Source organism: Mesorhizobium sp. L103C105A0, from assembly GCF_000502215.1.
In the GTDB taxonomy this organism is placed as follows: domain Bacteria; phylum Pseudomonadota; class Alphaproteobacteria; order Rhizobiales; family Rhizobiaceae; genus Mesorhizobium.
The window spans coordinates 862,679-885,344 of the sequence record NZ_AYXF01000001.1; the positions used below are offsets into that span (position 1 = coordinate 862,679).

Annotated in this window: 24 protein-coding genes; 10 read left to right on the top strand and 14 right to left on the bottom strand. The window is 63.7% G+C overall.

The features are described from left to right. Positions 1-136 precede the first annotated feature (136 nt). From X727_RS160475 to X727_RS160460, 5 genes are all read right to left on the bottom strand, one after another. Positions 137-571 (bottom strand): hypothetical protein, encoded by a 435-nt coding sequence (locus tag X727_RS160475; protein WP_023671095.1) that lies wholly within the window; start codon positions 569-571, stop codon positions 137-139. A gap of 655 nt (positions 572-1,226) precedes the next feature. Continuing rightward, positions 1,227-1,775, bottom strand: coding sequence for a dihydrofolate reductase family protein (locus tag X727_RS160470; RefSeq protein WP_023744134.1), 549 nt, complete (start codon positions 1,773-1,775; stop codon positions 1,227-1,229). A gap of 170 nt (positions 1,776-1,945) precedes the next feature. Next, positions 1,946-2,215: a PilZ domain-containing protein gene (locus X727_RS1000000168865; RefSeq protein WP_023726509.1), complete on the bottom strand. Its 270-nt coding sequence runs from the start codon at positions 2,213-2,215 to the stop codon at positions 1,946-1,948. 59 nt (positions 2,216-2,274) lie between these two features. Next, positions 2,275-2,484, bottom strand: a complete 210-nt coding sequence (locus X727_RS160465; RefSeq protein ID WP_023671091.1) for a hypothetical protein — start codon at positions 2,482-2,484, stop codon at positions 2,275-2,277. Between the two features lie 215 nt (positions 2,485-2,699). Continuing rightward, positions 2,700-3,074 (bottom strand): hypothetical protein, encoded by a 375-nt coding sequence (locus tag X727_RS160460; RefSeq protein WP_023833641.1) that lies wholly within the window; start codon positions 3,072-3,074, stop codon positions 2,700-2,702. A 145-nt stretch (positions 3,075-3,219) separates the two neighbouring features. Between X727_RS160460 and X727_RS160455 the strand changes: the two genes are divergently transcribed. The 4 genes from X727_RS160455 (at position 3,220) to X727_RS160440 (ending at position 5,847) form a co-directional block, all read left to right on the top strand. Further along, complete coding sequence (locus X727_RS160455) at positions 3,220-3,393, top strand: hypothetical protein (RefSeq protein ID WP_155923304.1); 174 nt, start codon at positions 3,220-3,222, stop codon at positions 3,391-3,393. Between the two features lie 260 nt (positions 3,394-3,653). Next, entirely contained in the window at positions 3,654-4,406 is a 753-nt protein-coding gene (locus X727_RS160450; protein WP_023833642.1) for a DUF4142 domain-containing protein, read from the top strand. A 32-nt stretch (positions 4,407-4,438) separates the two neighbouring features. Beyond that, entirely contained in the window at positions 4,439-5,044 is a 606-nt protein-coding gene (locus X727_RS160445) for a hypothetical protein (protein ID WP_023704148.1), read from the top strand. A gap of 182 nt (positions 5,045-5,226) precedes the next feature. Continuing rightward, the gene (locus tag X727_RS160440) at positions 5,227-5,847 is read left to right on the top strand and encodes a hypothetical protein (protein ID WP_031203899.1); all 621 of its coding nucleotides are present in this window, start codon (positions 5,227-5,229) and stop codon (positions 5,845-5,847) included. Positions 5,848-5,900: 53 nt separating this feature from the next. Here the strand turns inward: X727_RS160440 and X727_RS160435 are convergent, their stop codons facing one another. From X727_RS160435 to X727_RS160425, 3 genes are all read right to left on the bottom strand, one after another. Beyond that, a complete protein-coding gene (locus X727_RS160435) occupies positions 5,901-7,049 on the bottom strand; it encodes a PHB depolymerase family esterase (RefSeq protein ID WP_023833644.1) in 1,149 nt (382 codons plus the stop codon). Between the two features lie 207 nt (positions 7,050-7,256). Beyond that, positions 7,257-8,243: an aldo/keto reductase gene (locus X727_RS160430; protein ID WP_023833645.1), complete on the bottom strand. Its 987-nt coding sequence runs from the start codon at positions 8,241-8,243 to the stop codon at positions 7,257-7,259. A gap of 244 nt (positions 8,244-8,487) precedes the next feature. Beyond that, positions 8,488-9,228 (bottom strand): FadR/GntR family transcriptional regulator, encoded by a 741-nt coding sequence (locus tag X727_RS160425; protein WP_023833646.1) that lies wholly within the window; start codon positions 9,226-9,228, stop codon positions 8,488-8,490. Between the two features lie 122 nt (positions 9,229-9,350). On the opposite strand from X727_RS160425, the gene X727_RS160420 reads away from it, so the two are divergent. The 4 genes from X727_RS160420 (at position 9,351) to X727_RS160410 (ending at position 12,707) form a co-directional block, all read left to right on the top strand. Next, positions 9,351-10,256: an NAD(P)-dependent oxidoreductase gene (locus X727_RS160420; RefSeq protein WP_023814663.1), complete on the top strand. Its 906-nt coding sequence runs from the start codon at positions 9,351-9,353 to the stop codon at positions 10,254-10,256. 83 nt (positions 10,257-10,339) lie between these two features. After that, entirely contained in the window at positions 10,340-10,834 is a 495-nt protein-coding gene (locus X727_RS1000000167745; RefSeq protein WP_023831723.1) for a hypothetical protein, read from the top strand. Continuing rightward, on the top strand, positions 10,831-11,604 hold the full coding sequence (locus X727_RS160415) for a DUF1828 domain-containing protein (protein ID WP_023804645.1): 774 nt from the start codon (positions 10,831-10,833) through the stop codon (positions 11,602-11,604). Before X727_RS1000000167745 ends, X727_RS160415 begins: the two co-directional genes overlap by 4 nt. A gap of 215 nt (positions 11,605-11,819) precedes the next feature. After that, positions 11,820-12,707, top strand: a complete 888-nt coding sequence (locus X727_RS160410; protein WP_023814664.1) for an AraC family transcriptional regulator — start codon at positions 11,820-11,822, stop codon at positions 12,705-12,707. 321 nt (positions 12,708-13,028) lie between these two features. On the opposite strand, the gene X727_RS160405 is transcribed toward X727_RS160410, so the two are convergent. Then, complete coding sequence (locus tag X727_RS160405) at positions 13,029-13,823, bottom strand: FadR/GntR family transcriptional regulator (protein ID WP_023671079.1); 795 nt, start codon at positions 13,821-13,823, stop codon at positions 13,029-13,031. A gap of 3 nt (positions 13,824-13,826) precedes the next feature. Further along, the gene (locus tag X727_RS160400; protein WP_023728490.1) at positions 13,827-15,269 is read right to left on the bottom strand and encodes an FAD-binding oxidoreductase; all 1,443 of its coding nucleotides are present in this window, start codon (positions 15,267-15,269) and stop codon (positions 13,827-13,829) included. A gap of 157 nt (positions 15,270-15,426) precedes the next feature. Between X727_RS160400 and gloA the strand changes: the two genes are divergently transcribed. After that, positions 15,427-15,837 carry a lactoylglutathione lyase gene (gene gloA, locus X727_RS160395; protein WP_019856614.1) on the top strand — a complete coding sequence of 137 codons (411 nt, stop codon included), beginning with the start codon at positions 15,427-15,429 and terminating at the stop codon, positions 15,835-15,837. A 74-nt stretch (positions 15,838-15,911) separates the two neighbouring features. On the opposite strand, the gene X727_RS160390 is transcribed toward gloA, so the two are convergent. The 4 genes from X727_RS160390 to X727_RS160375 form a co-directional block, all read right to left on the bottom strand. After that, positions 15,912-16,880 (bottom strand): ABC transporter permease, encoded by a 969-nt coding sequence (locus X727_RS160390; protein ID WP_023833648.1) that lies wholly within the window; start codon positions 16,878-16,880, stop codon positions 15,912-15,914. Between the two features lie 4 nt (positions 16,881-16,884). Then, positions 16,885-18,387 (bottom strand): sugar ABC transporter ATP-binding protein, encoded by a 1,503-nt coding sequence (locus tag X727_RS160385; protein ID WP_023671076.1) that lies wholly within the window; start codon positions 18,385-18,387, stop codon positions 16,885-16,887. Positions 18,388-18,392: 5 nt separating this feature from the next. Next, entirely contained in the window at positions 18,393-19,433 is a 1,041-nt protein-coding gene (locus tag X727_RS160380; RefSeq protein WP_245274117.1) for an ABC transporter permease, read from the bottom strand. A 102-nt stretch (positions 19,434-19,535) separates the two neighbouring features. Beyond that, on the bottom strand, positions 19,536-20,606 hold the full coding sequence (locus tag X727_RS160375; protein ID WP_023683136.1) for a sugar ABC transporter substrate-binding protein: 1,071 nt from the start codon (positions 20,604-20,606) through the stop codon (positions 19,536-19,538). Between the two features lie 304 nt (positions 20,607-20,910). On the opposite strand from X727_RS160375, the gene X727_RS160370 reads away from it, so the two are divergent. Then, positions 20,911-22,506 carry a GMC family oxidoreductase N-terminal domain-containing protein gene (locus tag X727_RS160370; RefSeq protein WP_023740876.1) on the top strand — a complete coding sequence of 532 codons (1,596 nt, stop codon included), beginning with the start codon at positions 20,911-20,913 and terminating at the stop codon, positions 22,504-22,506. Positions 22,507-22,666: the final 160 nt, after the last annotated feature.

The following is a 22,666-nucleotide window of genomic DNA, read 5'->3' on the forward strand; positions in this document are numbered from 1 at the left end:
TAAGCAATGGTGAACGTCATTTCTGAAGTCGCAAGCAACTCGGCCGCCCTACTCCATTGAGGTCAGCCATGCCTTCGCGGAGCCGACGCAATCTCTGCTGGAGCCTGCATGCTTCTTCAGGCGCAAGCGCTGTGTCTCAGTGCGGCATGAATCCTTTTCTCAGCCAAGCCAATATCTTGCTCCCATTGAGGACCCTGCGGACACGTCCGGCGGCCCAGCCAGCCTGCATGGTGGCGCCGGTGTGGCAACTGCAGACGATCTCATGCAACTGCCAATCGGAGAGTTCGAAGAAGCGTCTGGCTTCCCCGTAGGTATCCGATTGCATGCCCGATGCACGCAGCAGTGGATCGTCAAAGGCGACACTGATCGCCGATCCGACCGCGCGCGCTTCTCCGCGGACAGAGGGATGCAGATGCTCAGTCCCGGTGAGAGCCACAAGGGAGCGCGTCGGATTTCGATAGAGCAGTTCCGCCCACCGCTCTATCCGTTGCGTCCTTGTAGCCAGCAGAGCCGGCGATAGTGGACTGATGTCCGCGACTGACTGGAGTTGATCGAGTGTCTGGTGCTTCATGACTGCCTCCTGTTGGTCGTTCCAATCCCAAGGCCTTTGCTGCAGGATTGGCTCACACGCTAAGCCGCCTCGTAAAGGAGCGGCGGCCGATCAGGTGTTGCCACCAATCGCCCACAGGCACCACGCGGCGGCATCTGCAGCGACCCCAACTGCATTCCTTCGCCAATGTTCCAGCGGGATGAAAAAAACTGTGCGGCCGGCCGACCCGACGGACCCGGCTGGCGCACGCAGGATCCTGAACTGCTGGACGATGATGACGCAGGCCTGGAAAGGCGGCTAGGTTGGACCTTGCTTTTCAGGCTTGACCATGATGTTTCACTACCCGCTCGGTCATCGCGGGAAGGCCAGGAGCAGAGCCGCTGGCGGCAACGATGAGTTGCGGACGAGGTCGGGCGGTGGAGGACGACGCCCTTGGGCCGCCAGGTCACTGAAGGACCAACCGAAGCGGCGCTTCGGGCGAGGAACGGCGGCAAGGCCTCTTTGACCGGCATGGGGCGCATTGCTGACCGGCAGATTTTCGGCCGACAGCAGACCCTCTGCTGCTTGGGTACCCAGCACGCAAGCTGACATGTGAGACCTCGGTGCGAAGGCAGGGACCAGACCCACTGCGAACGTACGTGTTGGTTCGCATGTTGGCGCTGAAGCGCCTTATCGTTCAGCCTCGCGGCACATAGATCATATGAACCGTATCGTCATCGATCAATGTGCTCGACACCAGTTGCAGCGGAGGCCTTGCCTCGTGGAAGAAAGGCTTGCCCTTGCCGAGCACGAACGGCCTCACGTGCAGGTGATATTCCTCAATCAGGCCCAGCCCGGTCATAAGACCGGCCAGTTCCGGACCGGAAACGCTCAGGATACCCTCCGTGCGGGCCGCGATCTCGCGAATCTGCGCTTCAATATCGCCGGAGATGAGGGTGGCGTTCGGGCCGACCCGTGAAAGTGTGCGCGAAACGACCCATTTGGGCAGCTTGCGCCAGAGTGTCGCGAACTGGCGAAGCGAAGCATCCCATTCCGCGTGATCATCGTCCCAATAGCGCATGACCTCGTACATCCGGCGGCCATACACAGCGCCGGCATGGTTGCGAATCGTCTCGATCCAGTACTCGAAGTGCTTCTGGCTTGGTGCGCCCATGACCAGATTTCCGGCAAGGTCATCGACATAGCCATCGATGGAAACGTTCATTCCCAAGATAAGTTTGCCCAAAAGCAGCGCCTTCACATGGTCGGTTCACGGATTAACCGCTTGTAATTTGCAAGCAGTCAGACACTATAGCAACTGATTGCAAATCGCAAGCAGCATGGAAGGAAGCGTTCGTGCCGCAAACGAGCTCTGCCTTGTCCCATCAACCCTGCATCCGTCCCGGCTATCGCCCTCTACGCCTGCCTTCCCGAATCAAGCTGCACCCCAAGTCGCTCGTTCCGTCTCCACCGCACCACGGCGCGATAGCTGGTATGATCGACAGGCACGTGAAGGACGAAACGGTCGGGGATTGCGATATCGGCCTTCACCCGCAGCTCCGCACCGTGAGCGTGCTGGTTGCAAACCAGACAATTGATACTGGCGTCGCCAACGCGGATTGTCGCTTCCTTCAGAACAAGATCACGGATATGTGACCGTCGCTCTATCGGTGGGTCAGCCGGCATTGCCTTATCCCTCTGATTTGACGACCTGAAACTCTTCTGAACCCGGAATGGAAAGCGCACTACCGGCCCAGCGGTTGCCTCGAAAGACTGACGAGCTCGGCTTCGTCGACCACGCCGGCCATATAGTTCGCGATAATCCGGGATGCGATGGCGTCGCGTGCTTCGGGCGACTGACCGTCGCGCTTAAGCTGCTCGAATACACGGCCCAACAGCTCGAGTTCGGATGGCTGCAAAACGCCGGCCTCGGTGGCTTTGCGTCGAATGGGCATTTGTGATCCTCCACTGCGGTCAACAACATACGACCGCGGCAGGGAAACTCAACTCACCTGTCGAGGGCGCCGCGCGGGCGGCGCCGCGCGGGCGGCGCCGACCACAAATCCCGTTTACCCGAGCGGGGAGTTTTTCACTCAAAGCCACAGTGATCTGGCGTCCATACAAAGCCCGCCAGCAAAGCCGGCGGGCGCAATAGTCATAAGATACGCCACTAGAACCAGCTTCGGTCGCGTTCCTGGCTTTGCCCGAGCAGCATGCCGATCAACAACCCGGCAATGCCGCCAAGCACGAAAGCGCTGCTGATGGTGCCGGGATTTTGCTGGACGGCTTCGGACACCGTCTGCGCCTGCGATCTCAGCTGCTGCGTTGCCCGTGCCGCGCGCTCGGTCGCGCTGCCGTACCAGCCGCCGGCTTCGCCGACGGCATCTTCTGCGCGGTCGGCAAGCGTCCGGTTGATCTTGCTGATCTCGCGCTTCAGCGATGCGACCTGCTTCTCCAGGGCCTCCTGGGCCTCTCGGGCGGACATCTTCGGGGTGTCCTTGGGGGTGTCCTTCGCGGTGTCCTTCGGGGTGTCGTTGTCGGCCATGGCTGTTCCTTTCGTTGAGGCAGGGGGAACGGCCAACGGACAAGGATGGTTCCGCTGCCTGCGCTCACAGTCATTCGCCCGGCCGGCCGCCAACTTTGGGAACACTCTCCCGATCCAACGGTTGTGGTTGATGGAGGGCACGCATTTGTCGAATCGGTCGAGCCATGCTGAAACGCTGCGGACGGTCTCCGACCTGCTCCACCGCGCCCGCCGTGTCATCCGCGACGGCGGCCATGCGGCGGCGATGTTCGAAATAGATACGCTGCTGCAGGTCGCCCAGACAGAGGTTGCGCGCCGCCTCGAACGCAACGATCGCTGAACCTCGATAGGCCACCGCGGGCGCTATTCATTGCGGGCGGCGAAGGCCTCGTTTCCCTTTGCGATGGACTTGCAAGGCGCCCATCGAGCAGGTCGCCGTCCGCGCCACGCGTCGACATTGCAAAGGCGCAGAAGCCGAGGATGAGGGACCATCATCGCGGCATCGACCCTCCCTGTTATAACGCTTGGGCGGCGGAACAAAGCTTGGCCGCACTGGTTAGGCTCACAGCACGATGTGTGCCCCAACGAGGATTTCTGTCCATGAAAACACGTGTTCTTCTAGCTTCGCTGGCCACCGCCACAGCCATGGTCTTCGCCCTGCCCGCCTTCGCCGCCGACAGTGCTCAGGACTTTGTCGACAAGGCTGCCATCGGCGGCCTGTTCGAAGTGGACTCCAGCAAGATCGCAGAAGGCAAGGCCCAGGATCAAGGCGTCAAGGATTTCGCCAAGAAGATGATCGACGATCACGGCGCCGCCAACGCCAAGCTTGCGACCATCGCCGGCGAACAGAAGCTGAAAGTGCCGACGGAGCTGGACGCCAAGCACAAGGCCGATCTGGAGGCTCTGCAGAATGCCAACGATGCCGTCGACAAGCCCTATGTCCAGATGCAGCGCGATGCGCATTCGGAGGCGGTCACGCTGTTCGAGAGCTACGCCAAGGACGGCGACAACGCGCAGTTGAAGACCTTCGCCTCCGAGACCTTGCCGACGCTCAAAATGCATCAGGAAATGGCCGAGAAGATCGCTTCCGCCGACAATGCATCGTCGACCACCAGCTCCACCACCCCGGCCGTGAGCACGACCGACACCACCAATCCGGCCGCCCCGGTCCCGGGTGCCAACAGCTTCACCGAGGATCAGGCGAAGAGCCGCATTCAGGATGCCGGCTTCTCCGGCGTGTCCAAGCTGACCAAAGACGACCAGGGCATCTGGCGCGGTCAGGCCACCAAGGATGGCAAGACCACGACCGTGGCGCTCGATTATCAGGGCAACGTCGTTGCCGGCGCCAACTGAACCTCTGAACCAGACCGAGGAGATCAAGACCCATGAAAACCGTAACCGGACTTTTCGACAACTACGATGATGCCTCCGATGCCGTCGGCGAACTGGAGGCAATCGGCGTGCCGCAGGCCGACATCAGCATCGTCGCCAACAATTCGGATGACTGGTACGACGATGGCGACACCTCCAACGCCGCCGAGGATGCAGCCGGCGGCGCCGGTCTCGGAGCCGTCATTGGCGGCGCCGGCGGGCTTCTGACAGGGCTCGGCATCATGGCCATTCCGGGCGTCGGTCCGGTCGTGGCCGCAGGATGGCTGGCCGCCACCGCGGTCGGCGCCGTTGGCGGCGCGGTCGTCGGTGGCGCTGCCGGCGGCATCGTCGGGGCGCTGACCGAGTCAGGCGTCCCCGAAAGGGATGCGCATGTCTATGCGGAGGGCGTTCGCCGCGGTGGCACGATGGTGACCGCCAGGGTCAGTGACGAACTCGCCGATGAGGCCGAGCGTATTCTTGGCGAGTCCAACTCGGTCGATCTGCAAGACCGCCGACGCGCCTATGAAGCCGGTGGCTGGACCGGCTTCGATGCCAATGCCGACCCCTACACCGACATCGAGGCCGAGCGCGACAGAACGCGCAACGCCAGCCCACTCTGATCATCGAGCCCCGTCGCCGTACGGCGGCGGGGCCGAAGGTGCTGTCGGCGCACTGCAAGCGACGTTCAGATTCGGCCATAAGGGGCGGGTTCTCATCGGACCTGCCCCTTTTCGCTGTTGCCTTGGCTTGACCGGCTCTCGCCGTGTTAACGTCGAACCAACGAACCCAGCCCCAGGAAGGCATGAGCCCCTCCCCGCAACTGATTGCCGAATGGCCGTTGTCGCCGTCAGCGACACTCGGGTCCGCCGTGCGCTCCAAGGGGATCGAACGTGAAGTCAGAGCCCGGCTGCCATGGGCAGTCAGGAAGCACGTCAAGGCCGAGACGGGCCGCATCGCATTGCGAATGTCGAGATCCGAAGCGGAAGCGTTCAAGGCCGCCTCTGCCAGTATCTCCAAAACACTGGAGGGAGTGGAAGCGCTGCCTGTGCTTCCACGCGAGGTCGAGGATATCCTTACGATCTCTTCGCGCGAGCGCCACAAATGGCGCAAGGACGGTCGGCTGCAAAGCACCGGCACACGCACCGTCAAGATGCGTGGGCGATCAAAGTCTGTCACCTTCCACGTTTTCGACCCGCGCCACATCGAGGACGTCCTGGATCGCGATTTGGCAACAGTCTGGAGAGAGCAGGATGTCCAGGCGGTCGCCGAGAACAGGCGGCGCGGCGCGGGCAAGGCCGCGTTGACGCGCGCGGGAAAAGGCACCGGGCAGGCACGCACTGCGAGGAAGGCCCGGAACACGGACGGCCCGCCGCCCGGATTGAAGGGCTGGGATGCGTTCGAGGACGAAGGCCTGCTGCGATAATGATGCTGGCGCTTGCCCTTGTATTTTGGGCGTGTGCGGGGCGAGCCTCAGCCTCAGCGCATCAATCCCGCTGCCCGCAGCGCGTCCTCGATGACCTTGGTAATCCCGCCCGCCGGACCGCCTGGCGGATTGACAGGCTCCGGGGCCGGATCGACACGGACAGCTCGCGGTTTTTCCTTTGGCGAGAAAGGCTGCAATGCAGTGCCTGAAGCGGCCTCGGCTTTCGCCGTGCGTCGTACCTCTGGCTTCGTCAGCCCCCAGAAACGGGCGATGTGGCGCGTCGAGGAAATCCCGGCATCCAGCATGAACGGCCCTGCTTTGCCGAGAGCATTGTCGCCGCTCGCCTGCAATGGCGTGCCATGGCCCATGCCGGCAATGCTGTATGCCTCGACCACGTCGCGGCCTTTGCCATCGGACCAGACTTTGCGGCTCTGACCGTCGACCTTTTCCGTGCGTGTCGGCGCTTGAGCGAGGCCGTGCACGCCCTGCCATTGCGCCAGCACCGCGCCGGCATTGGAAGGCACCACGGTCGTGTCGGCCGAGCCCTGCCAGATCGAAATCCTCGGCCACGGCCCCTTGTGCGGCGAAGCCTCCCGCAACAGACGCTGCAGGTCGGTTCTGGACGGGCCGCCATGGCCACGCATGCGGTCGAAGGCTTCGGGGATGGTCGAGGCGCTGCCATAGGCAAGCCCGGCAATGATCGCGCCACCGGCAAACACGTCCGGGTAGGTCGCCAACATCACCGCCGCCATGGCGCCGCCGGCGGAAAGGCCGGTGACGAATATCCGCTTGCGGTCGAGACCGTGAGTGACCACGGCCGCCTCGATCATCTGGCGGATGGACAGCGCCTCGCCGCTGTCGCGGCTTATATCGCCTGGCACGAACCAGTTGAAGCAAAGGTTGGCGTTGTTGGCGCGCTGCTGCTCGGGAAAAAGCACGGCAAAACCCTGATCGGCAGCAAGTTCGGTCCAGCCGGAGCCATGATCGTACGCGGCCGCAGTCTGGGTACAGCCATGCAGCACCACGACCAGCGCCGCCTGCTTCGGCAGGTTTTCAGGACGATAAAACCGCGCGCGCAAGGCGCCCGGATTGGACCCGAACCCTGTCATCTCGGACAGGTGGTCGTCCTTGCTCTGTCCTGTACCGGCTGGCCGGCCGCGCATCGCGCTCAGCCGGGCGATCGTATCGGATATGTCTCGCAAATCGGTATCCTTGCGCGCCGGAATGGGCAGACTCGTGCACACAACGCACACGCAGCAATATCGTTGCTGCACTGCACAATAACAAGCGGCGCGGTCGGTTAAATGACCGGTGGATCACAGGAGCCGCTGCACAGCTTGTAACGACGAGCGCAATTGCGCCCGGCTGACCTCTGGTCGGTCAGCCGGTCGAGGCCGGCAGGCGCCGGGTTACCAGCGCTGATGCACGTAGGGCTTGATGTTCTCGTCGTAGACCGCCCTCACCTTGGCCATCAACTCGGAGGACAACGGCGCGAGCTCCGCCGCTTCCGCATTGGAAACCGCCTGCGCCGGATTGCGGGCGCCGGGGATGACGACCGTCACCGCGTCGAACATCAGGATCCAGCGCAGAGCGAATTTCGCCATCGTGGTGTCGCCTGACACCAGCGGCCGCACCTTCTCGACCGCCGCCAGCCCGACCTCATAGGGCACGCCCGAAAACGTCTCGCCGACATCGAAGGCTTCGCCATTCCTGTTGAACAGGCGATGGTCGGTGGTCTCGAACTTGGTGTCCGCCCTGAACTTGCCGGACAACAGGCCGCTGGCCAGCGGCACGCGGGCGATGACGGCGACATCGTTCTTTTTCGCCTGGTCGAAGAACAGCTCGGCCGGGCGCTGGCGAAAGGCGTTGAAGATGATCTGCACGCTGACGACACCGGGATATTGCATCGCCTTCAGCGCCTCTTCGACACGCTCGACGCTGACGCCGTAGTTGCGGATCTTGCCCTGCTCGGTGAGCTTGTCGAGACGCTCGAACACCTCCGGATGATAGTAGAGATCCGTCGAGGGGCAATGCAGCTGCACCAGGTCGAGCGTGTCGGTCTCGAGGTATGTCAGGCTGCGGTCGATCCAGCTGTTGAGGTTCTCGACGCTGTAGCCTTCGACGCTCTGCTTCGGCAGCCGCCGTCCGGCCTTGGTGGCGATGAACGGGCGCGCGCCGCCGCGTTCCTTCATCACCCGTGCGATCAGCTTTTCCGAACGGCCGTCGCCATAGACGTCGGCGGTGTCGAGGAAGCTGACGCCGGCATCGAGCCCAGCATGCAGGGCGGCGACTGCATCGTCGTCATTGACCTCGCCCCAGGCGGCGCCGATTGCCCAGGCGCCGAAGCCGATCTCGCTGACTGATCTGCCGGAACGGCCAAATTTCCGTGAATGCATCTCGCTGTTCCTGACTTGCGGCCTCGCCGGCAATGCCGGCTCCATGATTGCGATTTTTCAGGGAGCCTCATACCGCATGGCAACGTGATTGACATCCCTCTTCCCTGGATTTACCAGATTACAGGGTTGTATGACAACCGGGTAAGACTGCAACAGTTGGAGCCGGGAGGAACATGTCGCTGATGCGCGAACTCTATCTCCGCGGGGTCGCCGGATGAGCAGTCCGTCAACCGTGGTTGGCCCCCTAATCGTGAACAGCCTTGTTGCGCAGATCCTCGAAGCGGGCATAGCTTTTGGTCAGATGGCTGCGCATGGCGCGCCGCGCGGCATTGACGTCCCTGGCTTCGATTGCCCCGAGAATGGCGCGATGCTCGCGCTGCATGCGGTCGAGATATTTTTCCCGCTCGGCCTCCGTCATGCGGTCGAGCCGCGTCCAATGGCGCGGGACCATGGCGCTGCCGAACGTGTCGAACAGCCGGGTGAAATTCGGGTTCTGCGTCGCCGCCAGAATGGCGCGGTGGAAGCCGAAATCCTCTTCCGAGCCGGAGCCGCCGGCGCGCACCGCCGCCTCCAGCGCGTCGAGCCGAGCGCTCATCTGTTGAAGCGCCGCCTCGCTGCGGCGTTCGGCGGCGAGACCGGTCGCCTCCACCTCGATGCCCATGCGCAGTTCGAGCACGCGCAGCACCTCGTCGATCGATTCGAGATCGTCGGGCAGCACGGAAAACGTCTTCGGCGGCGGATCCTTGGCGACGAAGGCGCCGAGCCCCTGGCGCGTGGTAATCAGCCCGCGCGCACGCAGCGCCGCCAGCGCCTCGCGCACCACGGTGCGGCTGACGCCTGTGGCAGCAACAATCTCCTGCTCGGTCGGCAGCCGCTGCCCCGGTGCAAGGTCACCGGATTCGATCTGCGCAATCAGCGTGTTGACCAGACCCGTCCGCAGGTTGGGCGCCTGCGGAATGGCGTCGAAAGTCATGGGGTCCGCCATCGGTGGCACTCCGGTTCGATTCTTGTTCGAAGGCCGAATCTTATTCAAAGAATTGCATCGACGGGTGCCCGCCGCAAGGTGACGAAAGTTCGGCCCGTTGGCACGGGCCATAGGAGGATTGCATGAAAGAACGCATCGGTTTCATCGGCCTGGGCAGCATGGGCGCCGGCATGGCCGACAATCTGCTGCGCAAGGGCTGGCCGCTGACGGTGCATGTCCACCGCAGCCGCACCGCCGCCGACCGGCTGATCGCCGCCGGCGCCACCGAAGCGCCAAGCCCGCGCGCGCTCGCCACCGCGAGCGACATCGTCATCCTGTGCGTCACCGGCTCGCACGAGGTCGAAGCGCTGGTCAAAGGCCAGGATGGCCTTGCTGCGGCAGCTAAGCCGTTGCTGATCATCGACTGCTCGACCTCCAACCCGTCATCGACGACAGCGCTTGCCGCCGACCTCGCGGAGCAGGGCATGACGCTGATCGACGCGCCGCTGGCGCGCACGCCCAAGGAAGCCACCGAGGGCAAGCTCGACGTCATGGTCGGCGGTGCGGCCGAAATCGTCGCCCGCGCCCGGCCGGTGCTCGAGGCCTTCGCCGCGCGTGTCGTCCACACCGGCCCGACCGGCAGCGGCCACACCATGAAGCTGCTCAACAATTTCATCTCGATGGGCTATTCCGCGATCTATTCGGAAGCGCTGAGCCTCGGCGCCAAGGCCGGCCTGACGCCGCAGGTCTTCAACAGTGTCATCTCCGGCAGCCGCATGGATTGCGGCTTCTACCAGGCCTTCTTCGATTTCGTCCTCAACCGCAACGAAAACGCCCAGCGCTTCGCCATCGCCAATGCGCTGAAGGACATGACCTACCTCGCCTCCTTCGCCCAGGCCGCCGGCATCGCCAACCCGATCAGCGCGGCGGTGCGCAATGGGTTTGCGATGGCCGTCACGACGGGTCATGGCGAGAAGTTCGTGCCGGCGCTATCGGATATTGTTGCGGGGTTGAACGGGGTGTCGTTGATAGAGCCGGCGACTGGGTGACGGAGGCGGCTGATGAGTACCGCCTAGTTGTATACTGACGATGTATAGGTGATTCCTTAGCGATTTTGCGCTATGAGGATCGCATGAATCTGAGGGGGATCATCGCGGCGGAGAAATCCGCCGTTGATACGGGGGATTGGAAACGAGGTGAGATACCACGCTCCAAGTGGCCGTCACGCCGCGCGAAGGCCAAGGCGTATAAATATGGGCCGCTTTATCAGTGGCGAATCCTTTTCTTTCAAGCGGCTGGTCAAGATTGTCGCGTTCTTCTGCTGTTCAACGAATCGAAGCGGATTTTTCGTGCTACCCTAGGCGTGACGAAGGGCGGCGAAACCCTTGTCATTTGTGACTATGAGTATCACGCCAGCGAACCAGGGTGGCATTGCCATGCCCGTTGTAGCGATTTGGCCGGCATCAATTCCGCTCACAATCGATTCGGCGGCGTTCGCTTGCCAAAGGCGGGTTCGTTCCATCGCCGAACAGAATTTAGGCATCTAAAGCAGCCTCTTTCTGCTCAGACCGCCTTTAATTGCGCAATATCAATCTTCAAGATCGATAGGGCGGAAGGAATGGTATGAAGACCGAACTCTGCCAAGCGTTCTGCAATGATATAACGGTCACTGAGGTGCCTGCTGGCCTTGCTGTATCTACGGCATTCAGGCGCGATGACGGCGACCGCGTGTCATTTTATGTAACGAAAACAGAGGGCGGCGCTTTCAGGCTTGAAGACGACGGCGCTACGATTCAGCAGTTAGAAGCGGCCGGCGTCGATTTTGAGACCGATACCCGCCGTCGCGGGCTGGAAAGCCTACTGTCCTCAGTGGACGCTCATTTCGATCAGACAGACGGAACGATCAAGACCGTGGCATTTCCAGAGAGGGAACTGCCGGCTAGGGCGCTGGAGTTTGTCGGCGTCATGATCCGCATGAACGATTTTCTCCTGCTCACACAAGAGAAGATCGCTTCCTCATTCAAGGAAGATGCGGCGGAAAGAATAAAGGCAATCGTGGGAGACCGTGCCATAGTCAGAGAAAATGAGGCGGTCAGTTCTCGTCTTTCAGAGGTGACTCCTGACATGGTTTTGGAGGTCAGCGGCCGCCCGCCCGTCGCAATATTTTTCGGGAATAGTCCTTCGCGAGTGAACGACGCGATCTTCCTTCACTTTGCTGCTCTGCATGAGGTGAAGCAGGACTTGTCGGTAGTAGCTCTATTGGAAGACGATCATGCGATCTCGAACGACCTTCGCCGCAGAGCAAGCAACCGCCTTGCGACCGTACCCGTCTACAAGGATGACGAAGACGCAGCGATAGCTCGTATTGCTCGCGAAGCACTGGGTAAGGCGGCATGAGCGACAAGGCCTACGCCAGGTAGGATGCGCCTGCCTTCTAATCCGGTTTCCTCCTCCATAGGCCAGGAACTTCCGCAACTTTGCGCCGCTGCTTCGGCGCCAGAGTTGGCCTTTAAGCCACCACTGGCCACCCCTCCCCATGTCAAACCGCAAGATCGGTCGAGCGCGACATGTCCGGAACCGCCTATCTGGTGTCGCCACGCAGGACGAGACGTTTGATGACGCCACTTGAAAACTACCAAGCCCGGATGCAGCGGGTGCTGGACCACATAGACCAGCATCTGGACGGCGATCTGGGCCTGGAAGCGTTGAGCGGCGTCGCGGCGTTCTCGAAATACCATTTCCACCGGCAGTTCACGTCAACCTTCGGCTTGTCCGTGCATCGCTATGTCCAGCTCGCCCGCCTGAAGCGCGCTTCGTACCGGCTTGCCGAGAGCGACGCCCAAAGCGTCACCGACATAGCGATGGATGCCGGTTACGACGCACCGGATGCCTTCGCCCGCGCCTTTCGGCAACGGTTCGGACAATCGCCTTCGTCGTTCCGGAAGTCTCCCGACTGGGGGGCGTGGCTCATGGCCTTCGGGCCGCTCGAAAAAGCAAGGACCACGCTCATGCAGATAATCTTCGAACCCGCCGACGTGATGATCCGCGATGTGCCCCCGACGCCGGTGGCGATCATGGAGCATCGCGGCGACCGGGCGACGCTCCAGGACACCATCCAGCGCTTCATCGCCTGGCGCAAGGCGGCCGGCCTCTCGCCCGAGACAAGCCCGACCTTCAACATCTTCCGTTCCGAAAGGGAGCCGGCGAACCCGGCCGATTACAGCATGGATATTTGTGCCGGAACCGACCTGCCGGTAGAAGGCGGGCCGATCGAGGACGCGCAGATGAAGGCCGGCGTGATCCCCGGCGGACGCTGCGCGGTGCTGCGCTATCCCGGCAACACCAACAATCTCGAGCCGGCAGCGCTTTACCTGTACCGCGAATGGCTTCCGGCCAGCGGCGAGGAGGCGCGCGACTTTCCGATCTATTGCCAGCGACACTTTTCGTCGAACGGACCGGTGCGCGAGGTGGTGCTTGAGCTGTTTTTGCCGCTGAAATAGCGCGGTGGGTGGCGGCCTATCTCCGGCCCTGAGCTGGTTGAGCCGACGACCGAGTGAAATCTGATATGGCGCTCCCCCACTCCGTCTCGGCTTCGCCGAGCCACCTCTACCCCCACATTCGTGGGGGAGAGGAAACCCAAGCTTTGAAGGGCTGCGATGTCGGAGATTGGCATTTCCTCATCCCCCATGAAATGGGGGGTCCGAAGGACGGGCGAGACCCGTGGCTCGCCCCGGCAAGGTGGCTCGGCGAAGCCGAGACGGAGTGGGGGTCAGCGCCGCCATAGGCGATTGGCCCAGCGCGCGGATAAGGCAAGGCTATCCCTAAGCCTGCCCGCGCACAGCCTTCCGCAACCGCGAATGCCGTACCGGAGACGCCGCCTCGGGCCCCGGCGCTATCTCCGCAGCTTCCCCCTCATGCAACCCCACCCGCAGCGCCGCGCCCGCCAGATGGTCGCGCATCGCCGCTTGCGCTCCTTCGGCGTCGCCGGCACGGATCGCTCTCAGGATGCGCTCATGTTCGCCGAGCGTGATGCGGGCCATGTCGTCCGACTTTTGCTGGTTGCCGGCGGCGAGAATGCTTTCGCGCACCCGCTCGGACACGAAGACCAGGAATTGGCCCATGTAGGAATTGCGCGTCGCCTCGGCGACGGTGCGGTGGAATTCGAGGTCGCTGCGCAGCCAGGCGACGCTGCCATAGGGGGCGGCGCGCATGCCGGACAGCGCATCGCCCATGGCTTTGAGATCGGCGTCGCTGCGCCGTTTTGCGGCAAGGGCCGCCGCCTGCACTTCGAGGATGCCACGCAGTTCGAACAGATTGCGAAACGAGTCGGCGCGCTGCAGCGTCTCATGGTCGATGGTCAGCACCGTCGGGTTGTTGCTCTCGACCACGAAGGCGCCGCGCCCCTGCTGCGACCAGATTCGGCCTTCCGAGCGCAGCCGCGCGATCGCCTCGCGCACCACGTTGCGGCTGACCCCGAAAGTGGTTGCCAGCGCCGCCTCGGTCGGCAGCTGGTCACCCGGCTTCAGCCGGCCTTGCGCGATCTCGCGCGAGATGGAACTGGCCACCAGAGTGGAGAGGTGTGGGCCGCGATTGACCTTGTCGAGTTTCAGCGTCATCGCTCACCTATAGTCGACGGCGGGTGCGGACGCCAGAATGCGGCCGTTGCTGAGAATGTGGCGCGGGTCGAATGCGTCCTTGATGCCGGCGGCGAGGTCGAGCGTCACCGGATCGATGCGTTCGAGGAACGCCTTCTGCTTGACCCGGCCGATGCCGTGCTCGGCGCTGATAGAGCCGCCATAGCGATCGACGACGGTGAAGATCTCGGCTTCCGCCTGCTCGAACAGATGTTCCATCGCCTCGGTGCCCATGCCTTCCGGCGGCACGACGTTGAGGTGGATGTTGCCGTCGCCGACATGGCCGTAGGTGACGGCCAGCGCGTCGGGCCGGGCTTTCTCCAAGGCGGCCAGCGCATCGGTGACGAAATCGGCAAGCCTGGAGATCGGCACCGACACATCGGTGCGCAGGTAGCGCCCGCCCCTGCCCTGCCGCTCGACCATGATCTCGCGGTAGAGCCACAACCGCTCACCTTGAGCCCTGGTCGAAGCGATGACGCCGTCCTCGACGATGTCCTCGACGCTGCCGAGAAACCCCAGCAGCATATTGGAGAGGTCGATCAGCCCGCCCGACGACACCTCGATCAGCACATAGACGGGATAGGGCTGGCTGAGCGGATCGGGAAAATCCTGGCCTTCGCGCATGGTGATCTCGATGCCGCCGCGCAGGATCAGTTCGAAGGCGGTGAGCAAATCGCTGCAATCGCGCCGGGCGCGGGCATAGAGTGCCATCGCATCCTCGACCGAGCGCAAGCCGACAAGTGCTGTTTCGATCTGCGTCGGCTTGGGAAACAGCTTCAGCGCCGCCGCGGTGACGATGCCCAGCGTGCCCTCCGAGCCGATGAAGATCTGCTTCAGATCATAGCCGCGATTGTCCTTGCGCAGCACTTTCAGCCCGTTCCAGATGCGGCCGTCGGCCAGCACCACTTCGAGGCCAAGCACCAGGTCCCGCGTCATCCCGTAGCGCAGCACGTTGAAGCCGCCGGCATTGGTGGCGACATTGCCGCCGATACGGCAGCTGCCCTGCGCGCCGAAGGTGATCGGCAGCAGGCAGTCGCTCGCTTCGGCGGCGCGCTTGGCGTCCTCGAGAATGCAGCCGGCCTCGACCACCATGGCAAAGTCGATCGGGCTGATCGAACGGATACGGTTCATGCGCTCCAGCGAGATGACGATCTCGCCGCCATCCGCCGCCACTGCGGCGCCCACGAGCCCGGTCAGGCCGCCTTGCGGCACCACCGGAATGCGCTCGGCATGGCAGAACCGCATCAGCGCCGACATTTCCTCCACCGAAGAGGGCCGCGCCACCGCCAGCGGCCGGCCGAAATGATCGCCCGACCAATCGCGGCTGTAGCGCGCCAGATCCACTTCCTCGGTCAGCAGCCCGCCATTCGGCAGCAAGCCGGCCAGGGCTGCGATCTGCGATGCGGAGGGTGGCGGCACGGCATTCATGGATTGGCTCTGGGCCCCTCGGCAAAACGGCTGGACAAATACCGGCGTTGTCGTGTTATCATACAACCCTGATTGAGAACATCAAGCGAGGCTTGCCGCCAAGCGTTCGATGTGGATGATCAGACCCGCAAATCACAGAATTCGGAGGACTTCCCCAATGAGCGACGCCCCGGGATTTCGCTATATGCACACCATGATCAGGGTGCTCGACCTCGACAAGTCGATCGCCTTCTACACCGAGGTGCTCGGCATGACTCTGCTGCGCCGCGACGACTACCCCGGCGGCAAGTTCACCAACGCCTTTGTCGGCTACGGCCCCGAGGACAAGGAAGCCGTCGTCGAGCTGACGCTGAACTGGGGCCGCGAGGAGCCCTACGAGATCGGCACCGGCTTCGGCCATCTGGCGCTCGGCGTCAACGACATCTACGCCGTCTGCGCCGAACTGGAAAAGCGCGGCGCCAAGATCCCGCGCAAGCCCGGCCCGATGCAGCACGGCACCACCCACATCGCTTTCGTCGAAGACCCCGACGGCTACAAGATCGAGCTGATCGGCCTCGACACGATGTAATCCGATCGGGCCGGACCGCATCGGCCTCGCGCCGATGCGGTCCCGTCCTGTCCGCGCTTGCCTGGGAGGCGGGATCACTTGATGACCGCGATCTTGCTGCGGTCGATGGTGATGGCGACGGCGGCAATGAGCACCGCGCCGAACACCATGTTTTCCAGGAAAATATTGACGCCGACGAAGGTCATGCCGATGCGCACGATCGAGATGATCAGCGCGCCGACCGCCGTGCGGGCAACGCCGCCGAGCCCGCCGGTGATCGCCGTGCCGCCGACGATGACGGCGGCGATGGCCGGCAGCAGCAGCTGGTTGGCCAGCACCGGCGAACCGCTCGACAGCCTGGCTGCCAGCACGATGCCGGCGAAGGCCGCGAGCATACCCGACGCGGCAAAGGCGATGATCTTGGTGCGGTCAACATTGATGCCCGCGGCCCACGCCGCCGGCTCGCCGGCGCCGACCGCGATCGCCTGGCGGCCGAAGCGTGTGTAGCGCAGCGCCAGAAAGGCGGCGATGCCGATGACCGCCGAAATCAGCACCACCACCGGAATGCCGATGATGGTGGCGTTGATCCACGCCGTGTTTTCGCGACCAGCCTCCTCGATGGTGATGGCGCGGCCATTGGAGACCCAGAGCGCCAGGCCGGTGACCACGCCGCCGGTGGCGAGTGTCGCGACGAAGGACGGCACGCGCAGCTTGACATGGACGACACCGCTCAACACGCCGAAGGCGAGCCCCGACAGGATCGCCACCGGAAAGGCGGCGAGGCCGAGCGACGGCAGCAATTGCGCCAGGATGACGCTGGCTAGTGACGCCACCGCCTGGATCGACAAATCGATGCCGCCGAGCAGAATGGCGAAGGTGACGCCGGTCGCCAGGATGAACAGCACGGAGGTGTTGGCAAACAAAAGCGCCACGGTTTCGCCGGTGAGGAAGCCGGGCGCGGCGATCTCGATGACCAGCAGCAGGCCGACCAGCAGGATCAGCGGAATGGCGCCTTGCGTCCACTTGCCCTCGAAAACCTGCCTGATGGAGAACGCCTCATTCATCGGTTCACACCATTGCCCTGAGAAGATCGACCTGGTTCGGCTTGTTGCCCGGACTGGCATCGAAGCGTGCGGTGATTGCACCGTCGCGCATCACCAGCACCTGGTGCGACAGACCGATCGTTTCCTCCAGCGTGTCGGAAATCAAAAGGATCGCCACGCCTTGCGCCGAGAGATCGCGCACCAATTCGTAGACCTCCTCCTTGGCGCCGACATCGAGGCCGCGTGTGGGATGGTCGAGCACCAGGATGCGCGAGCCCGCCGTCATCCAGCGCGCCAGCACCACCTTCTGCTGGTTGCCGCCGCTGAGCTTGCGGCAGGCGGCATCGGGACCGGGCGCCTTGATGCGCAGCCGCTTGATCCAGTCGGCGGCAAGCCGGCGCTCCTTGCCATAGTCGATGGCGCCATGGCGCATGACGCTGGAGAGATCGGCCAGCGAAATGTTCTCCGCGATCGACAGGAACATCACCAGCCCTTCGAGCCGGCGCTCGCGCGGGACATAGCCGATGCCCTTGCGCACAGCCGGCTCCGGCGAGGAGAAGCGCACGGCATCGCCGGCGATTTTCATCTCGCCGGCATCATGCTGGACGAAGCCGCCAACGGTGCGCGTCACCTCCTCGCGGCCGGAGCCGACGACGCCGGCAATGCCGACAATCTCGCCGGCCCGGATCGAGAGATCGACGCCGTGATAGTAACCGTTGGCGCCAAGCCCCTTGGCCTCGACCATCACGATATCGCGCGGCGCGAGCTGGCGGGCCTCGCGGTAATATTCGGCCTGCAGGCCGCGCCCGACCATGATCTCGTGCAGCTCCGGCGCGGTGACTTCAGCTGCGCGGTGCTCGGCGACGACCGCGCCGTCCTTCATCGTGTAGACACGGTCGGAGATGTTGAGCACCTCGTCGAGGCGGTGCGAGACGAACACAAAACTGGCGCGGGATTTAAGCGAGCGCACCCGCGCGAACAGCACCTCGATATCAGCGGCGTTGAGCACCGAGGTCGGCTCGTCGAGCAGGATGAGCAACTGCCGCTCGACCACTTCCTCCAAGGTCAGCGCCTTGGCGAGCTCGACCATCTGGCGTGCGGCGAAGGTGAGTTCGGAGGTGCGCGCGGTGACGTCGATGTCGATGCCGATCTTGGCCAGTTGCCGCCGCGCCGCCGCGTTCATGGCGCGCCAATTGACGAGGCCGAAGCGGGTGAAGCGGTCCTCTTCGCCGAGATAGATGTTTTCGGCAACCGTCAGGTTCAGCACCAGCGACTGCTCCTGGAACACCATGCCGATGCCATGCCTGGCCGCATCACGGGCGTTGCGCATGCGCAGCTGTTCGCCATCCAGCGTGAGCGAGCCGCCATCCGGCCGGTAACCGCCGGCCAGCACCCGCATCAGCGTCGACTTGCCGGCGCCGTTCTCGCCGATCAGCCCGACAACTTCATTGGGCCGCACCTCGATGGAGACGTCGCGCAGCGCCTGGACGCCGGGGAAATTCTTGATGATGTTGGACGCCTGCAGCATGGCGTTCACTTGACGATTTTCAGGCGGACACGGTCGAGCGACAGCGCCACCGCGGCGATGATCATCAGACCCTGCACCGTCTGCTGGATGTAGGGCGAGATGCCGAGCAGGATCATGCCATTGGCAAGCACGGTGACGATCAGCACACCGATCAGCGTGTTGACGACGCCGCCCTCGCCGCCGGTCAAAGCGGTGCCGCCGACGACCACTGCGGTGACCGCTGCAAACAGCCTGCCGTCGCCGATGACGGCGTGCGACTGGCCGAGCTGTGCCGCGGCCAGCACGCCGGCAATGCCGAAGAAGAACCCTGCCAGCGCAAAAGCGGTGATGCGCACGCGCACGACATTGACGCCGGAGAGCTTGGCGACATCCTCGTCGCCGCCGATCGCCAATATGTGGCGGCCGAGCTTGGTGTGATACTGGATGACAGTGGCGAGCAGGAAGGCGCCGAACGCGACCCAGACCGCCACCGGCAGGCCGAGGAAACGGTGCAAGGCCAGGTCGCGGATCGAGGCGTCGTTCAGCTTGATGGCCGTGCCGCCCAGCATATAGACCGACAGGCCGAGGCCGATGAACCACATGCCGAGCGTGCCCATGAAGGACGGGATGCGCAGCATGGTCTGGACGAGACCGCTGACGAAGCCCATGGCGGTGCCGGCGGCGATGGCAGCGAGCACCGCCCACCAGCCATAGTCGTTGCCGTTGCCGTCATTGGCGGCGAGCAGCACAAGCACCATCGCCGCCACCGAAAGCGTGCCTTCGACTGCGAGGTCGATGCTGCCCATCAGGATGATGAAGGTCAGCCCCATCGCCAGCGTCAGCGGCACGGCGGCGGAATTCGCAAGCCGCACCAGATTGCGCAGCTCGATGAAATTGGGGTTGGCAATGGCGATGAGTATGCACAACACGATCAGCACCGCCAGCGGCGCAAGGCTGCGCCAGCGCCTGCCGCCCAGGAATGTCGCGATGCGGCCGGGGAACGATGTCATAGGCGTCGTCCGCTCGATGTCCGAAACGGACTTCAGGGGTTCTGTATGGATTGTCAAGAAACCGCTTCCCGTCTGCTGGTGACAGCCGTCGCGACAAGGGGATCGCGACGGCTGCGGGAGGAAGCGGGCCGCCAGGGAGTTGCAGCCCGCTCCGATGGATCAGGTACGGATCGCTCCGGTCACCCGGCCCCACAGATCGTTCCAGTCGATCTCGGGCTTCGCATCGACATTGGTCTTGTAATATTCCTCGACATTGTCGTGCGAGATCAGCACCGCCTTGCCGTAGAACTCGCGGTGCTCCGGCGGCTCCTTGGTCGGGTCGAACTTGCCGATCTTGGCGTTGTAGCCGATGGCGAGACCCATGCCGCCCTGCCAGAACGGATCGGAGGTGACGGTGCAGGCGAACTCGCCGGTGCGCACCGCATCGACCGCCGTCTTGATGCCGTCGACGCCGACGATCGGCACCTTGCCGGCCAGGTTTTCGGCGCGCAGCGCTTCCAGAGCGCCCGAGCCCATATCGTCATTGGCCGCCCAGATGCCCTTGATGTCGTCGCCGAAGCGGGTGAGCAGATTGCCCATCAGGTCGAAGGCTTCGGTCGACTTCCAGTTGGCGACCTGAAAGTCGAGCAGCTTGATGTCCGGGTTGGCGGCGAGCGCCGCATCGAGGCCCTTCTTGCGTTCGATCGCCGCCGTGGTCGAGATCAGGCCGCCGAGTGCGACGATGCCGCCCTTGCCGCCAATGGTCTTGAACAGGATCTCGGCGATGGTCTTGCCGCTGTCGATGCCGTCGAACTCGATATGCGAGACATAGTTCGGGTTGAAATCCTTCGGGTGCAGATCCCCAGGCTTGTTCCACTGCGTCACCACATAGGCGCCGGCCTTGGCGCAGGCCTCGACGATCGGGCGCGCATCGGGCGTGTCGTTGGGATCGGAATTCAGCACCATGTTGCCGCCGGTCTTGGCCAGCATCGCCTTGATGTCGGCAATGCCCTTCTCGCTGTTGCCTTCCGAAACCAGCGTGACGTGTTCCAGCCCGGCCCATTTGGCATACGCTTCGGCGCCGGTCTTCCACACCGCGTGATAGGGGTTGGACAGCGAGCGGATCGACGTCACCAGAGTCGGCTTGTCCTGCGCGCGCAGCACGCTCGGCATGGCGAGTGCCGCCACGCCGGCGGTGGCGCCCATCATCAGCGTGCGCCGGTTGACCGCAAAATTCTTCGTGTCGTTCATACCTCGAAACCTCCCGATTGAATTCTGTTCCGCCCGGCATCTTGCGCAGGGAGCGCGGCCGGGACCTCCTGGTGAGGATCGTCGAGCTCCTCCACTTGTACGACAACCCTTCAACACGATAACCATACCCTTTCTCTTGACGCGGCACAAGCGACTTGAGATCGTCGCGCGCAAGAGGAGGGCGGTGATTTTCATCGCCCGCCGGAGCATGATCCCTAGAAGTGGGAACCGGTTTTCTCGGACAAATCGGGAAACCGTTTTGTCCGGGAGATCATGCTCCAACAAAGAGAACCCGGGAGTGGAAATGACGGATTACATCATTGTCGGCGGCGGTTCGGCTGGCTGCATTCTGGCCGCCCGGCTGAGCGAGGACCCGGACGTGTCCGTCGTGCTGCTCGAGGCCGGTCCGCCCGACACCGATCGCTACATCCATCTGCCGGTCGGCTTCTTCAAGATGACGTCGGGGCCGCTGATCTGGGGCTATGACACCGCGCCCGGCAAGGAAATCGACGGCCGCACCATGGTCTATCCGCAGGCCCGCGTGCTGGGCGGGGGCTCCTCGATCAACGCCCAGGTGTTCACCCGCGGTTGCCCGCAGGATTATGACGGCTGGGCGGCTGACGCCGGCTGTGCCGGCTGGAGCTATGCCGACGTGCTGCCCTACTTCGTCCGCTCCGAGGGCAACGACACTTTTGCCGATGCGCAGCATGGCATTGACGGCCCGCTCGGCGTCTCCAGCGGCGCGCCGCATCCGCTGACCCGCATCTTCGTCAAGGCGGCGCAGCAGGCGGGCCTTCCTTTCCGCGCCGACTTCAACGCCGGTGAGCAGGCGGGCGCCGGCTTCTACCAGACGACGACGCGTCGGGGGAAACGCTCGAGCACGGCGGTCGCCTATCTGAAGCCGGCGCTCGGCCGCAAGAATCTGACGCTACGCACCGACGCCTCCGTCAGCCGCATCGTGGTCGAGAACGGCCGCGCCATCGGTGTCGAGATCATCGTCAATGGCCGCACCGAACTGCTCCGCGCCGAGCGCGAAGTCATCGTCGCCGCCGGCGCCATCGGCTCGCCGAAATTGCTGATGCTGTCCGGCATCGGCCCGGCCGTGCATCTCGGCCATCACGGCATCGAGGTGGTCCACGATTCCAAAAACGTCGGCCAGAATCTGCACGATCACATGGACGTCGATGTCGTCGCCGAGCTCAACGGACCGCACGGCATCGACCGTTACAAGAAGAAGCGCTGGCAAGCGGTCGCCGGTCTTGAATATGCGCTGTTCGGCAAGGGGCCGGTGGCCTCCAACATCGTCGAGGCCGGCGGCTTCTGGTGGGGCGACCGCGCGGAGAAGACGCCGGACATCCAGTTCCATTTCCTGCCCGGCGCCGGCGTCGAGGAAGGCATCGGCTCGGTTCCCGGCGGCAATGGCTGCACGCTGAACTCCTACCATGTGCGCCCGCGTTCGCGCGGCAGCGTCACGCTCAAGTCCGCGGACCTGCGCGATGCGCCCATCATCGACCCCAACCCGTTCGCCGAGCGCTATGATCTCGAACGCGCCATCGACGGCATCGAGATCAGCCGCGAAATCCTGTCGCAGCCAGCCTTCGCCAGATACATCAGCCGCGAGCATCTGCCCGGCAAGGCGATGCAGGGGCGCTCAGCACTCGAAGCCTTCGCCCGAGAACATGGCCGCAGCGCCTATCACCCAGTCGGCACCTGCCGGATGGGCGGCGATGCCGACAGCGTCGTCGATCCCGAGCTGCGCGTGCGCGGTCTGCAAGGCCTGCGTGTCTGCGACAGCTCGGTCATGCCAAGCATCGTGTCGTCGAACACCAACGCCGCCGTGGTCATGATTGCGGAGAAGGCTGCGGATCTGATTGCGGGGCGAACGCTGCCGGTGGCGTAAGCAGGACAATCGCATGTGGTGGCGCCACGCGATTGCCCTGCCTTGAGCACCTGTCGCTGAGCGCATAGCACTCGAACCGCACTAAAAACGACAGCCTCACGCAGCGCCTTCAACCGACGCTTGCGCAATCCACCAACCGACCGGAAACCCCCGGTTGCGG